The following is a 12,943-nucleotide window of genomic DNA, read 5'->3' on the forward strand; positions in this document are numbered from 1 at the left end:
GTTGTCCCTCTCCCCGGTGATGGAGCTTTTGGTTATTCACGCGCATTAAAACGTGCTGGCGCTAATAGGTGACGCTGACGTTGATGGTGTCGGTGTAGGTGCCTGGCACCACGGTGACGCTGTTGCCCCCGCCGGTGATGCGGCCGTACAGGGTGTAGCTGTCAACGCCCCCGGCGGTGGAGGTCACTGGCAACGGGGCGTTGTTGGCGATGATGTTGTTAAATCCGCCGTCGCTGAAGAGGCTGTAGGCCACGCCCTGACTGGTATTGGATGTATTCACCAGATAGCGCGCGGGAGTACCCGGCGTGCCGACTACGGTGCCGGGAGCCGTCGAGTTGGTATTCCCGGTGATCGCTACCGTATAGCTGGCGGTGGTGCATTGAATGGTGAAGGTGTTGCCGCCGCTGGCCCCGGTCAACTGGGTGGTCAGCGTGGAGAAGGTCGCCGGATGGGTACCGAAATCAAGGGTACCGAAGTTAATGCCGTCCTGTGTTGGCGAGCCGTTAATCAGGCAACCGTTGGTTAACGTCAGGGTTGCGCCGATGGTGCCGCTGCTGGTAACGGCTTGGCTATTGCCGGCTGCCATCGCCAGAACGCCGCCGGAAAACAGCATCAGGAGCTTTTTATTCATTTTCCACCCTCCAGAAAATGTCACGTGCAGTTATCAATTTTTTGATAACGCTCAGTCTGTTAGCACCCATCAGGCCACTGCCAGGGTGGTTATTGTGAAATTTATTTTATGGATACAATCTCAACAACTTTTTGCAACAATACTCATACAATTACCGTATTGACACTTTTTTACTTATTAAAACATGTAGATACGCAATGTAACCCGCCGCGTTTTAAACAAACCGGGAGGATATATTGATTGTAATGTGATCTACATCACAATATATCGTCACGCAGCCATTAACAAAACTGATAAATATTAAAAAAATATTGAAAAGCGCGCTTTTTTACTTCAACGTAGGTTATGAATCATTCATGTGCTGAATAATTAAAATTAGATACATCAGCTGTTTAATTTCACCTTTTCGTTAATGAGGTATTTTGGTGGCAAGTGCAAACCGACTCACGATCTTCATCGTGGTCTTTATGCTGGCGGGCATCCTGTCCGGGGCAGTCATTCATGAGTACGCGTCCCCTGACGCAATCGCAGCCTGGTCAGATAACATCACGTTATTAACCGATATCTTTTTACGCCTGATTAAAATGGTCATTGCGCCGCTGGTGTTCAGCACCCTGACGGTGGGGATCATGCGTCTGGGTGAGACCGCCACCATTGGCCGCGTGGGCGGTAAAGCGATGGTGTGGTTTATCAGCTCGTCGGTGCTCTCCATCCTGGTCGGGCTGTTTATCGTCACCCTGCTCCACCCGGGCAGCGGCCTGAATCTGGCCGTTCCGGCCGGTACGGTCGAGACCGGGCTGGCGACGGGGGGGATGTCGCTGAAAGGTTTCCTTTCCCACACCATCCCCACCAGCATCGTCGGGGCGATGGCCAATAACGAGATCCTGCAGATTGTGGTGTTCTCGATGTTCTTCGGCATTGGCGGCGCATCGCTGGGGGAGAAGTTTAACGCCCCGCTGGTGGCCGCGCTGGACGTGGTCTCCCACATCATGCTGAAAGTGACCGGCTACGTGATGTACGTTGCGCCGCTGGCGATCTTCGCCGCCATCTCCTCGGTGATCGCCACCCAGGGGCTGGGGATTTTGCTCAACTACGCCTCGTTTATTGGCGGGTATTACCTGGCGATCGTCCTCACCTGTCTGGTGCTGGTGGCGGTGGGTTATATGGTGCTGAAAAACGAGATCTTCCGTCTGGTGAGCATGCTGAAAGATCCTGTCCTGGTGGCCTTTACCACCAGCAGTTCGGAAGCGGCTTACCCGAAAACGCTGGAGCAGCTGACCCGCTTTGGCTGCTCGCGCAATATCGTCTCGTTTGTGCTGCCGATTGGGTATTCGTTTAACCTTGTGGGGTCGATGGTCTACTGCTCGTTTGCCTCGATGTTTATCGCCCAGGCGTACAATATTCAGCTGACGTTTTCGGAAATCACGGTGCTGATGTTAACCCTGATGCTGGCCTCAAAAGGGATTGCCGGGGTACCGCGCTCGGCGCTGGTGGTGCTGGCGGCGACTATCCCGAGTTTCCATATTCCGGTGGCGGGGATTTTGCTGCTGATGGGGATCGATCACTTCCTGGATATGGGGCGGTCAGCGATTAACGTGTTAGGGAACGGCGTGGCGACGGCGATGCTGGCGCAGAATGAGGGGCTGCTGGAGGATGAGGTGGAGCTGGCTAGCCAGGAAGCTTAAGTCTTATGTAAAAATTGTGGAAACGTTCCGTTCACTATAACTCTTTCGCCATATGTACTCCCCGCTGCGGTGAACGTGTTAAGGGGACTATCGCCGCCCCCTTAACAATCCCGGCTCCCGGCAAAGAAAATCGCCGCTTCGCGGTCCCTTCGGCTTATTCCCTTCGGCTATCGGGTCGGGCGTGATCCTACATCCCTGTAGGTCACGCCCTCTCGGCGCATCCATGCGCCTCGCCCCGGCCTGCGGTCAACGCCTCAGCGATTTTCAGCCGGACTATTACCCCCTCCAGCTTCTCCGTCGCCTGAATGTGGCACGGGTGTTGAGTCCCCGCTGAAATCGGCGAACCGGAGACCGGATGGCAAGGGCTGGACGCCATGGATGGCGGCCAGAGGCGAATCGAGACAGGATGTCGAGTTGAGCCGACCGCAGACAGCAGGTCGTGAGGTGAGCGTAGTGCGAAGCACCGATTTCGTCGCGGGGCCGCGGGGATTGATAAGGGGGCCGCGGTGGCCCCCTTATCCCGTTCACGGGCTGTGCAAGTAACATATTCCCCGTTCTTAAAGTGAACGGAAAAGCCCACGAATGTTACATTTACGAAATTAAGCTACGTGACTCGCTGCCACATCCAGCAACGCCATCTCGTCGCTGTTCAGCAGCTTCTCGATGTTCACCAGAATCAGCATACGATCGCCCAGCGCACCCAGACCGGTCAGGTATTCGGTGGACAGCGTCACAGCAAATTCCGGGGCCGGGCGGATCTGCTCGGCGGTCAGGGAGAGCACGTCAGAGACCCCGTCAACAACGATCCCGACCACGCGCTGGCCCAGATTGAGGACGATCACCACGGTATTGTCATCATACTCCACGTCGCCCTGGCTGAACTTCACGCGCAGGTCGACGATAGGCACGATAACGCCACGCAGGTTGGTCACGCCTTTGATGAAATCAGGCGTGTTGGCGATGCGGGTCACCTGATCATAGCCACGGATTTCCTGCACTTTCAGAATGTCGATACCGTACTCTTCGTCACCTAAAGTGAAAACCAGGAATTCCTGCCCTGATGGCTCGCCGGCCAGCTTGGTTACATTACTCATACCGGTCATTTTTTTACCTTCTTAACTGAATCAGGCGGCTGTGTGCGCCATACGTTGTTCACGATTTAATCCCTGAAGCGCCGAAACATCAACGATCAGCGCCACGCTACCATCCCCGAGGATGGTGGCGGCTGAAATACCTGGTACCTTGCGGTAGTTGCTCTCAAGGTTCTTCACCACCACCTGATGCTGACCAATCAGCTGATCGACCAGCAGCGCATAGCGGCGACCCGCGCTCTGCAGGATCACTACGATCCCCTGCGTGGCTTCGGTTTTGGCGCCGTCCACGTCGAACACTTTCCACAGCTCCACCAGCGGCAGGTACTCGCCACGCACTTCGAGTACGCGCTCACCGCCGGCCAGCGGATGTAAATCTTCTTCACGCGGCTGGAGTGATTCCATCACCGCGTTCAGCGGCAGAATAAACACTTCGCCCGCCACTTTGACCGACATGCCATCGAGGATCGCCAGCGTCAGCGGGAGCAGGATACGGATGGTTGTACCGGACCCCTGCTTCGACTTGATCTCAACGTGGCCGCCCATCTCCTGGATGTTACGTTTCACCACGTCCATGCCCACGCCACGGCCGGAGACGTCCGTCACCTGCTCGGCGGTAGAGAAGCCCGGAGCGAAGATCAGCATGCCCACTTCTTCGTCGGTCATGTTTTCGTTGACCGCCATCCCCTGCGACATCGCTTTGGCCAGGATGCGCTCACGGTTCAGGCCTGCGCCGTCATCGGTCACTTCGATACAGATGTTCCCGCCCTGGTGTTCCGCAGAGAGGATCAGGTTCCCGACCGGGGATTTGCCTGCGGCAACGCGGTTTTCCGGCAGCTCGATCCCATGGTCGAGGCTGTTACGCACCAGGTGCGTTAACGGGTCGATAATGCGCTCAATCAGGCTCTTATCCAGCTCGGTGGAGCTGCCCATCAGCGTCAGTTCGATCTGCTTATTCAGCTTGGTGGCCAAATCGCGCACCAGGCGCGGGAAGCGGCTGAAGACGTACTCCATCGGCATCATACGGATGGACATCACCGATTCCTGCAGGTCACGGGCGTTGCGCTGCAGCTGGCCCATGCTGGTGATCAGATCCCCGTGGTTTACCGGGTCCAGCTCGTTAGAACGCTGGGCCAGCATCGACTGGGTGATCACCAGTTCGCCGACCAGGTTGATCAGCTGATCCACCTTCTCTACCGCTACGCGGATACTGGTGGATTCGCTGGAGCGGGCGGCCGGTTTTTCGCGTTCGCCACGGTTTGGTGCAGCGGCTTCGCCCGGAACGGCCTTCAGCGCGGGTGCCGCCGGTGCCACTGCCGGTACCGCAGGCGCGGCTTCGACCACCTCAGCGACGTCGGCAGCCTCGGCAACCGGTGCATCCGCAACCGCTTCAAAGTCGATCTGCTCAGGCTCAATCACAAAGCAGAGCACCGCGACCACGTCATCTTTGCCGATGCCGCCATCGAGGGTCGCAGCCAGCGTGTCCTTGCCTTTTACCACGTTGCTCAGCGTCGCCAGATTGCTCAGCTCCTCTTCCAGCAGATTCACTTCGCTCTCTTTCAGACCGGAGAGCACCACGCGCACGCGGTCGTCAAGGGCTGGCGCGGCCGTCGGGGCGGCATCAACGACGCTCAGTTTTGCCGGGCTGACGGCCACGGCTGCCGTCTCACCTTTGGCTTCCAGCGCTAACTGACGCAGGGCGTGGCAGATATATTCGAAGCTGGCAGCATCCGGCTCTTGCGAGCTTTTATAGGCATCGAGCTGTTCCTGCATAATATCTTTCGTTTCCAAAAACAGGTTAATAATGTCGGTATTGAGCTGCATCTCACCGCGTCGGGCCTCATCCAGCAGGTTCTCCATCAGATGGGTCGTCTCCTGCAGAATGGTAAAGCCAAACGTACCGGCGCCTCCTTTTATGGAGTGGGCTGCACGAAATATGGCGTTGAGCTGCTCTGAATCCGGTGCCTCGGGCACCAGGTCCAGCAAATGTTGCTCCATATCCGCCAACAGTTCGTCGGCTTCATCAAAAAACGTCTGGTAAAAATCGCTAATATCCATGCTCACGCTATCACCTCGGATTGGCTGGTGGCGATGTTGGAACGGCAGCCGACGGCACAGGGCCTGGCTGTTTTAAATCATCCAGTGACTCATTTTTACTTTCGGCGTTTTCATGCAGGATGGCCTGCTCCGCCTGCTGGTTGAGCACTAAGAGACTAATTCGACGGTTGATGGCATCTTCCGGTCCGCGGTCGGTCACACGCATGGTGGCGGCCATGCCGACAACCCGCAGCACCTTGCCATCGTCCAGTCCGCCGATCACCAGCTCACGACGGGATGCGTTGGCACGATCCGCAGAGAGCTCCCAGTTGCTGTACCCTTTTTCGCCACCGGCGTAAGGGAAGTCATCGGTGTGACCGGAGAGACTGATTCGGTTAGGGATCCCGTTCAACACCGGAGCAATCCCGCGCAGAATATCGCGCATATAGGGTTCCACGTCGGCGCTGCCGGTTTTAAACATCGGACGGTTCTGGCTGTCGATAATCTGAATGCGCAGCCCCTCCTGAACAAGATCGATCTTCAGGTGTGGACGCAGGGCACGCAGCTTCGGATCCGCTTCGATCAGCTGATCCAGATCGCCACGCAGTTTCTTCAGGCGCGCCTGTTCCATACGTCTTTTCAGCTCATCAATGTTGGGCTCGCGCTTCACTTCACCCTGCTTCTGCGTGTAGTCATCCCCACCGCCCGGGATCGGGCTGTCGCTGTTGGAGATACGCGGACCACTCGACACCGCGGTCGCCAGCGGGGTGCGGAAGTACTCTGCTATCTGAATCAGCTCTTTCGGGCTGGAGATAGAGATCAGCCACATCACCAGGAAGAACGCCATCATCGCGGTCATAAAGTCCGCATAGGCGATTTTCCAGGAGCCACCATGATGGCCCCCGTGGCCTTTGTGCTTGCGCTTTTTGACTATGACGATGGGATGGGACTGATTTTTCATGCGTCCTCAGTGCTCGTCTGCTGGTTTGGGTTCTTCACCGCGCGCACGTGCTCTTCGAGTTCGATAAACGACGGACGCTCGCTGGAGTACAGGGTTTTACGGCCAAACTCTACCGCAATCGGCGGAGCATAACCGTTCAGGTTGGAGAGCAGCGTGATTTTGACGCACTGCATCATTTTGGTGGTTTCAGCACTCTTCTGGCGTAATACGGTGGCCAGCGGAGAGATAAAACCGTACGCCAGCAGGATCCCGAGGAAGGTCCCCACCATGGCGTGGGCAATCAGCGCCCCCAGCTCTGCCGCCGGACGATCCGCAGAGGCCAGAGCGTGAACCACCCCCATCACCGCCGCCACGATACCGAACGCCGGCAAGGAGTCGCCGACCATCGCCAGGCTGTTGGCCGGCACTTCCGCTTCGTTTTCGTGGGTTTCGATCTCTTCATCCATCAGCGCTTCGATTTCGAAGGTGTTCATGTTGCCGCTGATGATCAGACGCAGATAGTCGACGATAAATTCGAGCATCATCGAGTCCGCCAGGATCCGCGGATAGCTGGCGAAGATCTCGCTCTCTTTCGGGTTCTCAATATCACGTTCCAGAGAGAACATCCCCTGTTGACGCGACTTGGCCATCAGGCGATAGAGCAGCGCCAGCAGGTCCATATACATACTTTTGGTGTATTTCGAACGACGGAACAGTAACGGCAACGCTTTTAACGTTCCCTTGATCGCCTTGCCGTTGTTGCCAACGATAAATGCACCCACCCCTGCACCGCCGATTATAACCAGCTCGGCCGGTTGATAGAGTGCCCCAAGGTGCCCGCCGGTCATCATGTAACCGCCGAAAACTGTACCGAGAACTACCAGGTAACCTAATACGATAAGCACGACATCATCCTTCCGCTAGTGACTTTAGCCAGAGGACACAGTTCGGGGGTTTACCTGTTCGCGGGGCAAAAAAAAGCAGCGGTAATTGCTTACCGCTGCTGGAGTCTTGCCCGTACGTTCGGGTTAAACAGCCTGTTTGATCTGTTCATCCAGCAGTTGTGGATTACTATCGGCAACATCCCGGGAAAGTTTACGTCTTTTTACCGCGCGAGACGGTGGTTGGCACAAACTGCAGGCAAAGCTGCCGGCAGGCTGGTGAGCGTGGGTGATAAAGTTACCGCTGCAGCAGTTGCAGCGAGATAATTCAAGCAATCCGCTCTCAACAAAACGCACCAGCGTCCATGCACGAGTCAGTGCCAGCAGCGGACCCTCTTCAGGCTGCGGGCACTGCTCGAGATACAGTTTGTACGCTTTAATGACTGCATCAACGCCGGTGCATAAGCCGGTTTTGAGCAGATACTGCCAGGCATTACAGAACATGGAAGCATGAATATTCTGCTCCCACGTCATAAACCAGTCGGTAGAAAACGGCAGCATGCCTTTTGGCGGCGGGCTACCGCGTAATTCTTTATACAGTTTGATAAGACGACCACGGCTCAGCTGTGTCTCGCTTTCAAGCATCTGCAAACGAGCACCAAGCGTAATCAGCTCCATCGCCAGTTGAATGTCACGCGCTTCCTGAACAATGCTCTTCTCACTCATAATTACGCTCTTTTCTTACGGGCTGCGTCATCAGGCTGGCTGATTTCGTTAAGCAAACGAGTAGAAAGCAAAATACCGGTGTGAACCTGCTGCAGATCGTCCACGCGGGACTCCTGAGTCAGCTGGGTCACGGTCTGGTGACTATCGAAACGGAACTGGCACACTAACTGGTTAGTTTCGGCCAGTTTGACCATCTGTGGCAGCGTTAAGCCGCCAAGTGTTGTCGCCATCTCTTCATGAATACCCAGGCGAAACATCGCCGAGGCTTTGTCCTGGCTAATCAAACGTTGTGCAAGCAATAAATATGACAGGTTGATGTCATAAATGTGTTTTAGCAATTCGGATGTGTTCATTTTCCCTTCCCGAATAACACTATATTCTTGTGCGGTAGACCGCACCCCGTGATGTCGCCGGGAAAACCCCGGTAAAAAAAAGAAGAAAAGGCTAAAACGCTAGTTGAATTAAGTTCTGTATTGATGAATCTCGTAAAGAAAAACAATAATTGCTTCCTGACAGTTATCACTTCTTACAATTAACTAAGATTTTTCCTAATTCGGTGCAACTCTACCCGTCCGATGTAGGACATACAATGCAGCCTCGCCTGAAATTTAAAATAAATGTGATACACGTCACATAATTTAGGTGAATTTGAACCAAAAATCCATCAGTATCACTTCTAAATTGTCTATTTAATGAACAAATAACCGCCAGATATATTCTTTCTGGTCGAATATTCATGCACAAGTATGAACAAAACCGGCACGTTACTTGCCTGGGGTTGACAAATTACAAATCTCCTAAACCCCCTAACATATCTAAGATAGAAACAGTGAATTAAGATATTGATAATAAAGGAATTAAACCAGCGTCAATACGTAAGTATTTTCTTACGTTTACGGCTGGATAAATGTTGCAAAGGGGTTAATCCCCTTGTTTTTGAGGGGGTTTTATTTGTATGATTTCCGTTAAGTTAGCCGTTTTACCCCCCTAAGCAGGGTTTAGCGCTATTCATTACATAAGAATATTTAATGAATAATTATGATAAACATCACATGAATGTCATCTCACCCCCTTGCGTAAGTAAAAAAAGCGCGCTAAAGGTGAGGAATCGCTAATGTACAGCCAGGTCCGGAGGGTACTATGAGTTACTCCCATATCCTTGTTTCTGTTTCTGTTTCTCCCGAGAGCCATCAACTGGTTGCCAAAGCGGTCGCCATCGCCCGACCGACCCAGGCCCGCATCACCCTCGTCACGCTTTCCGCCGATCCCGAGATGTACAATCAACTGGCCGCACCGATGCTGGAAGATATTCGTGGCGTTATTCAGGAGGAAAGCCAGCAATTTCTGAACGAACTTATTGCGCGTGCAGAATATCCCATTGCCCAGACACTTTGTGCGTCAGGCGAATTAAGCGCGAGGATACTTGATATATGTCAAAATCAGGAGGTCGACCTGGTGATTTGTGGTAATCATAATCACAGTTTTTTTTCGCGGGCAGCCTGTTGCGCAAAGACAATCGTTAGCAACAGTAAAGTTGATGTGCTGTTAATTCCACTCAGCGCAGTGTAATGCGCTGAGTGAATTTATTTTCAGGCAAGTTTAGGGAAGGTTGCGACCTTTTTTTGCAGGTTGCTCTCCACGCTGCGGGGGGTGATCTGGTTCAGGTCCTCGATGAAACGCGCCTGCCAGCGATCGATATCGTTCTCACGAATCACTTTCATCATCTCCGCGTGGCGTGAAATACGCTCCGTAAGCGGCATATCCAGCGCCCGGTGCAGGGCGTTGGCGACATCATCCCGATCGTAAGGATTGACGATCAGCGCCGAAGTCAGCTCATTGGCCGCACCGGCAAACTGCGACAGCACCAGCACACCCGGATCGGCCGGGTCCTGCGCGGCGACGTACTCTTTCGCCACCAGGTTCATGCCATCACGCAGCGGTGTTACCAGCCCGACATCGGCATAGCGGAACACCTTCATCAGGATCTTGCGTTCAAAATGCTGGTTGAGATAGAACAGCGGGGTCCAGCCCAGCTGGCCGTAGCGACCGTTGATTCGCCCGGCTTCGTTTTCAAGCTGATGACGAATGTCCTGATAAGCCTGCACCTCACCGCGCGAGGTCGGTGCGATTTGGGTGTAGCGGATCTTACCGTGGTGCTCGGGATATTTCTCCAGCAGGGTCTCGTAAGCCTGGAAGCGTTCCGGCAACCCTTTAGAGTAATCGAGACGCTCAACGGAGAAGATGTTTTTTACGTTCTTAAGCTCTTCTTTCAGCTGCGCAAGCTTCGGCGGCAGCGGTCCGGAGGCCTGACCAGCAATCTCGTCCGGCTCAATACCAATCGGATAGACCTCGGTGCGGAAGCGCTTGCCCCAGGCGGAGTGCGAATCATCGTCATGGGCCGTCAGCCGCGTTTTGCTGGCTACGCTGTCGAGGAAGGCCAGTCGGTCGTTTTCGGTCTGGAAGCCCAGCAGATCGTAATCGCAGAGCGCTTCGAGCAGCTCGTCGCTGGGCGGCAGCGCGTTGAAAATCTCCGGAGTCGGGAACGGGATATGCAGGAAGAAGCCGATGCGGTTGTTAATGCCGCGCTTACGCAGCTCGCTGGCAAACGGCAGCAGATGGTAATCGTGTACCCACACCGTGTCGTCCTGCTGGACTAACGGCTGCAGTTTATCGGCCAGCAGGTTATTTACTCGCGAATACCCTTCCCAGGCCTCGCGCTTAAACTTCACCAGGTCGAGGCGATAGTGGAAGGCTGGCCACAGCACAGCGTTAGAGAACTGGCTGTAATATTCATCGTAATTCTGTTCACTGAGATTAAACGAGGCCCAGGTGATGTTCCCTCGGGTCACCTTTTTTAGCGGTTTATCCTCGTTACCAATCTCTCCACTCCAGCCAAACCAGAGCCCCCCCGTACTTTTTAACGCCCCCAGCACCCCTACAGCCAGTCCACCTGCGCTGGCTTTTTTGTCGTCCGGGGGAGCGATGCGATTAGAAACTACGATCAAGCGACCCATAAGGTTTTCTCCTGTTAATTTGCGCTATTTCTTTTTCTTGTTGATGGTTAGCGGCTTTTATTACCCATTGCCAGACATCGGGCACCGTCGCCAGCCGCCAGCTGGCTTTGGTATCGCCCGCGCCGACTTTTACTGATACCCCTTTAAGCTGGTTGACCACCTCAAAGCCATGCTCATCGGTCAGGTCATCGCCAAAGAACACCGGCGTTCTGCCGAGGAAAGGCGCTTCATGCATAAAGGCAGAAATGGCTTCGCCTTTGTGGATGCCCCTCGGTTTAATTTCAACGACGCATTTACCCGGCTGCAGTGACAGCTGCGGATTGTCACGCACCACCTGCTCCGCCAGGTTAAACACTTCCTGCTCATACTGGGGCGCCTGGCGATAGTGGAGCGCAAACGCCATCCCTTTAGCCTCAAGCTCGGTACCAGGCAGATATAAAAGCGCCGTCGTCAACTGCGCATGCAGCGTCTGGACCAGATCAGGAGGAAGGGAAACGGTTTGCAGATGACCATGGATGTCGCGGCGCTCCGCCCCGTGTACACCGGCAAGCGGAAAACGGTAGGGTCCGGCGAGCTGATCCAGCTCGGCGATTGAACGCCCTGATATCAATGCCAGTGCCCCCTGGTTCAGCTGCGCGAGCTGATTCAGCGCCTCTAACACTTCTACGGGAACTGCCACCTCATCGGGGTGGGGCTTGATTGTTGCCAGAGTCCCGTCGAGGTCAAAAAAGTACGCATAGTTTTCAGTTAGTAACGGCGGTGAAGTTAACGTATCGGCCACCCTGATCCTCCTTACAGTTGGCGAGATGAAAAACTGTTAACATCTCAGTAGCAGTGTAAGTATAGACAGTGTGACGAGGCTCGCCATTTGACAACCCCCTTCCCGCTGCGGCTGGAAAGGGGGTTAAGGTCGCGACTACACTTAAAAGTTAGGTCGCGGAAGGGAAAAAAACGGGTTAAACCGTACGCTTCGCTTTTTGTTTGTAACGGTCGAAGATCACCGCTGCAAGCAGGATTAGGCCACGTACCACATACTGCGAGAACGGAGAGATGTTCAACAGGTTCATGGCGTTCTCCACCGTCCCGAGTATCAGGATCCCCGCCACCACATATGAGATTTTTCCGATGCCGCCTTTGAGCGATACGCCACCCAAAACGCAGGCTGAGATGACGATCAGCTCATAACCGATAGAGGTCATCGGCTGGCCGCTGGTCATACGCGAGGCCAGAATAATCCCCGCCGCCGCCGATACCAGACCGGAGAGCACGAAGATAATAATCTTGGTGCGCACCACCGGGACACCGGCCAGACGCGCCGCCTCTTCATTACCACCAATCGCCAGGGTGTTACGGCCAAAGGTGGTTCTGTTCAGCAGGAAACCAAAGATAATCAGACACCCTACCGTCAGCCAGATAGGCGCCGGCAGACCCAGCCAGTTGGCGTAGCCAAGGGTGAAGAAGCGCTCGTCTTCAATCCCCACCGCTTTACCGTCAGAGATGATATAGGCCAGCCCGCGCACGATCTGCATGGTAGCGAGGGTAGTGATCAGGGCGTTGATTTTCAGCCGGGCAATAACGAAGCCGTTGACCAGGCCGCTGAGCATGCCGAGCAGTAGCCCCGCCGCTACGCCAATCCACAGGCTTTCAGTCATATTGATGACTACCGCGGTAGTAACCCCGGCGCAGGCGATGACCGAGGCCACCGACAGGTCGAAGTCGCCGGATGCCAGACAGAACAGCATCCCGCAGGCGACCATCCCGGACATGGATATCGCCAGACCCAGCCCCTTCATATTAATGAAGGTGGCGAAATTAGGCACAAAGATGGCGCAGCCGAGGAACAGCGCGGCAAAAACCACCAGCATGCCGTATTGATCCCAGATGCGCCCGAAGCTGAAGGCCGATTTCGGCGCTCCGGATGTAGTTACAGAGGACATC

At 54.7% G+C, this 12,943-nt stretch carries 12 protein-coding genes; 2 read left to right on the forward strand and 10 right to left on the reverse strand.

The genetic code is table 11. From position 1 onward, the window contains the following. Positions 1-61: 61 nt before the first annotated feature. Complete coding sequence (locus G7090_RS14255; protein ID WP_166182852.1) at positions 62-631, reverse strand: spore coat protein U domain-containing protein; 570 nt, start codon at positions 629-631, stop codon at positions 62-64. A 425-nt stretch (positions 632-1,056) separates the two neighbouring features. Between G7090_RS14255 and G7090_RS14260 the strand changes: the two genes are divergently transcribed. Continuing rightward, entirely contained in the window at positions 1,057-2,316 is a 1,260-nt protein-coding gene (locus G7090_RS14260) for a dicarboxylate/amino acid:cation symporter (RefSeq protein ID WP_166182853.1), read from the forward strand. 599 nt (positions 2,317-2,915) lie between these two features. On the opposite strand, the gene cheW is transcribed toward G7090_RS14260, so the two are convergent. The 6 genes from cheW to flhD form a co-directional block, all read right to left on the reverse strand. Beyond that, the gene (cheW, locus tag G7090_RS14265) at positions 2,916-3,419 is read right to left on the reverse strand and encodes a chemotaxis protein CheW (RefSeq protein WP_032611989.1); all 504 of its coding nucleotides are present in this window, start codon (positions 3,417-3,419) and stop codon (positions 2,916-2,918) included. 21 nt (positions 3,420-3,440) lie between these two features. Further along, entirely contained in the window at positions 3,441-5,471 is a 2,031-nt protein-coding gene (gene cheA / locus G7090_RS14270) for a chemotaxis protein CheA (RefSeq protein WP_166182854.1), read from the reverse strand. Between the two features lie 4 nt (positions 5,472-5,475). Further along, positions 5,476-6,405 carry a flagellar motor protein MotB gene (motB, locus tag G7090_RS14275; RefSeq protein WP_166182855.1) on the reverse strand — a complete coding sequence of 310 codons (930 nt, stop codon included), beginning with the start codon at positions 6,403-6,405 and terminating at the stop codon, positions 5,476-5,478. Next, on the reverse strand, positions 6,402-7,289 hold the full coding sequence (gene motA / locus G7090_RS14280; protein ID WP_032611994.1) for a flagellar motor stator protein MotA: 888 nt from the start codon (positions 7,287-7,289) through the stop codon (positions 6,402-6,404). The genes motB and motA overlap by 4 nt, the downstream gene beginning before the upstream one ends. Before the next feature lie 123 nt (positions 7,290-7,412). Then, on the reverse strand, positions 7,413-7,991 hold the full coding sequence (flhC, locus tag G7090_RS14285; RefSeq protein WP_166182856.1) for a flagellar transcriptional regulator FlhC: 579 nt from the start codon (positions 7,989-7,991) through the stop codon (positions 7,413-7,415). 2 nt (positions 7,992-7,993) lie between these two features. Further along, on the reverse strand, positions 7,994-8,344 hold the full coding sequence (flhD, locus tag G7090_RS14290) for a flagellar transcriptional regulator FlhD (RefSeq protein WP_166182857.1): 351 nt from the start codon (positions 8,342-8,344) through the stop codon (positions 7,994-7,996). A 787-nt stretch (positions 8,345-9,131) separates the two neighbouring features. On the opposite strand from flhD, the gene uspC reads away from it, so the two are divergent. After that, positions 9,132-9,560 carry a universal stress protein UspC gene (gene uspC, locus G7090_RS14295; RefSeq protein ID WP_166182858.1) on the forward strand — a complete coding sequence of 143 codons (429 nt, stop codon included), beginning with the start codon at positions 9,132-9,134 and terminating at the stop codon, positions 9,558-9,560. A 20-nt stretch (positions 9,561-9,580) separates the two neighbouring features. Here the strand turns inward: uspC and otsA are convergent, their stop codons facing one another. The 3 genes from otsA to araH all read right to left on the reverse strand — a co-directional run bounded on the left by otsA (position 9,581) and on the right by araH (position 12,942). After that, positions 9,581-11,005, reverse strand: a complete 1,425-nt coding sequence (gene otsA / locus G7090_RS14300; RefSeq protein ID WP_166182859.1) for an alpha,alpha-trehalose-phosphate synthase — start codon at positions 11,003-11,005, stop codon at positions 9,581-9,583. Then, the gene (gene otsB, locus G7090_RS14305; RefSeq protein WP_106993364.1) at positions 10,980-11,786 is read right to left on the reverse strand and encodes a trehalose-phosphatase; all 807 of its coding nucleotides are present in this window, start codon (positions 11,784-11,786) and stop codon (positions 10,980-10,982) included. Before otsB ends, otsA begins: the two co-directional genes overlap by 26 nt. 175 nt (positions 11,787-11,961) lie before the next feature. Continuing rightward, on the reverse strand, positions 11,962-12,942 hold the full coding sequence (gene araH / locus G7090_RS14310; RefSeq protein ID WP_106993365.1) for an arabinose ABC transporter permease AraH: 981 nt from the start codon (positions 12,940-12,942) through the stop codon (positions 11,962-11,964). Position 12,943: the final 1 nt, after the last annotated feature.

The sequence above is a fragment of the Leclercia sp. 29361 genome, assembly GCF_011290365.1.
Classification (GTDB): Bacteria; Pseudomonadota; Gammaproteobacteria; order Enterobacterales; family Enterobacteriaceae; genus Enterobacter; species Enterobacter tamurae.

Excerpts from the sequence above, each read along its gene's own strand:
- uspC (WP_166182858.1), top strand. The coding sequence starts at position 9,132 with ATGAGTTACTCCCATATCCTTGTTTCTGTTTCTGTTTCTCCCGAGAGC.
- flhD (WP_166182857.1), bottom strand. The coding sequence starts at position 8,344 with ATGAACACATCCGAATTGCTAAAACACATTTATGACATCAACCTGTCA.
- G7090_RS14255 (WP_166182852.1), bottom strand. The coding sequence starts at position 631 with ATGAATAAAAAGCTCCTGATGCTGTTTTCCGGCGGCGTTCTGGCGATG.
- araH (WP_106993365.1), bottom strand. The coding sequence starts at position 12,942 with ATGTCCTCTGTAACTACATCCGGAGCGCCGAAATCGGCCTTCAGCTTC.
- cheW (WP_032611989.1), bottom strand. The coding sequence starts at position 3,419 with ATGACCGGTATGAGTAATGTAACCAAGCTGGCCGGCGAGCCATCAGGG.
- otsA (WP_166182859.1), bottom strand. The coding sequence starts at position 11,005 with ATGGGTCGCTTGATCGTAGTTTCTAATCGCATCGCTCCCCCGGACGAC.
- motB (WP_166182855.1), bottom strand. The coding sequence starts at position 6,405 with ATGAAAAATCAGTCCCATCCCATCGTCATAGTCAAAAAGCGCAAGCAC.
- flhC (WP_166182856.1), bottom strand. The coding sequence starts at position 7,991 with ATGAGTGAGAAGAGCATTGTTCAGGAAGCGCGTGACATTCAACTGGCG.